This window comes from Micromonospora sp. NPDC002411 (assembly GCF_053592955.1).
In genome coordinates, this window is sequence record NZ_JBSFBM010000578.1 from 1 (window position 1) to 2,212 (window position 2,212).

The 2,212-nt window shown below is 68.9% G+C and carries 1 protein-coding gene; it reads left to right on the forward strand.

The window, feature by feature from the left end; all coding sequences use genetic code 11:
• Positions 1 to 2,212 (forward strand): molybdopterin-dependent oxidoreductase (locus tag ACWCO3_RS34090; protein WP_450014083.1); only part of this gene is annotated, 2,212 nt, incomplete at both ends.

Consider the following 2,212-nt stretch of genomic DNA (forward strand, 5'->3'; position numbering starts at 1 on the left):
ATCCAGGGTTCGAACATGGCCGAGGCGCACCCGGTGGGTTTCCAGTGGGTGATGGAGGCCAAGCGCCGAGGCGCGAAGGTGTTCCACGTCGACCCGCGCTTCACCCGCACCAGCGCTGTCGCTGACACGTACCTGCCGATCCGGGCGGGCACCGACATCGCGCTGCTCGGTGGGGTGGTGCGGTACATCCTGGACAACGAGTTGGACTTTCGGGAGTACGTGCTGTCGTACACCAACGCCGCGACGATCGTCAGCGAGGAGTTCAGCGACACCGAGGACGGCGACGGCTTCTTCTCCGGCTTCGACCCGGAGACCGGCACCTACGTGCAGGACAGCTGGCAGTACGAGGGGCACGAGGATTCGTCGGGCAGTGGGCACACCGCCCAGGAACGGGACAGCGCCTCAGGGCTGACGCACGAGTCGCACGGCGCGCCGGTCGGCGGGCAGACCCGGCGGGACGAGACGTTGCAGCATCCGCGGTGCGTCTACCAGATCCTCAAGCGGCACTTCGCCCGCTACACCCCGGAGATGGTGGAGCGGGTCTGCGGCATCCCGCAGGAGCTGTTCCTGGAGTTGGCCCGGGCGTGGACGGCGAACTCCGGCCGGGAGCGCACCGGCATGCTGATCTACTCGGTGGGGTGGACGCAGCACAGTGTGGGTGTGCAGTACATCCGCACGGGCGCGATCATCCAACTGTTGCTGGGCAACATGGGTCGCCCGGGTGGCGGGGTGATGGCCCTGCGGGGGCACGCCAGCATCCAGGGCTCCACCGACATCCCGACGTTGTTCAACCTGCTGCCCGGTTACCTGCCGATGCCGCACCACGCCGACCACCCGACCTTCGACGAGTGGGTGGACAGCATCCGGCACCCGGGCCAGAAGGGTTTCTGGGGCAACGCTCGGTCGTTCGCGGCCAGCCTGTTGAAGGCGTACTGGGGTGACGCGGCGACGCCGGAGAACGACTTCTGCTACGGCTACCTACCCCGGCTGACCGGGGACCACGGCACCTACCAGCAGGTGCTCAACATGATCGACGGGAAGATCAAGGGGTACTTCCTGCTCGGTCAGAACCCGGCGGTCGGCTCGGCGCACGGCCGGGCGCAGCGGCTGGGCATGGCCAACCTGGACTGGTTGGTCGTCCGGGACCTGTTCATGATCGAAAGTGCCACGTTCTGGCAGAACGGCCCCGAGGTGACCACCGGCGAGATCGTGCCGGAGGAGTGCCGCACCGAGGTGTTCTTCCTGCCCGCCGCCTCCCACGTGGAGAAGGAGGGCACGTTCACCCAGACGCAGCGGTTGTTGCAGTGGCGGGAGAAGGCCGTCGAGCCACCAGGCGACGCCCGCTCCGAGCTGTGGTTCTTCTACCACCTCGGCCTCAAGCTGCGGGAGAAGCTGGCCGACTCGGCGCTGCCGCGGGATCGGGCGCTGCTCGACCTCACCTGGGACTACCCGACGCACGGCCCGCTCGCGGAGCCGAGCGCCGAGGCGGTGCTGCGGGAAATCAACGGGTACGACGTGGCGACCGGCCGTCCACTGTCCAGCTTCGCGGAGGCCCGCGCGGACGGTTCCACCGCCGTCGGCTGCTGGATCTACACCGGGGTGTACGCGGATGGCGTCAACCAGGCGGCCCGGCGCAAGTCCCGACACGAACAGGACTGGGTGGCCGCTGAGTGGGGTTGGGCGTGGCCGGCGAACCGGCGCATCCTCTACAACCGTGCCTCCGCCGACCCGGAGGGCAACCCGTGGTCTGAGCGCAAGCGTTACGTGTGGTGGGACGCGGAGAAGGGCGAGTGGACCGGCTACGACGTGCCGGACTTCGAGAAGACCAAACCGCCGTCGTACCGGCCGCCTGCCGGCGCGTCCGGGCCTGAGGGCATCGCTGGTGACGACCCGTTCGTCATGCAGGGCGACGGCAAGGGCTGGCTGTACGCGCCGAGCGGTGTCCTGGACGGCCCGCTGCCCACGCACTACGAGCCGGTGGAGTCGCCGGTGCGTAACCCGCTCTACGGGCAGCAGGCCAACCCGACCCGCAAGATGTACGCGCATCCGGTGAACTCGGTGAACCCGAGTCCACCGCAGGAGCACAGTCAGGTGTTCCCGTACGTGTTCACGGTCAGCCGGCTCACCGAGCACCACACCGCCGGCGGGATGAGCCGGACCGTGTCGCCGCTGCAGGTGCCGGTGGCCAGCTCGGCCCCGACGGTGGCGAGCA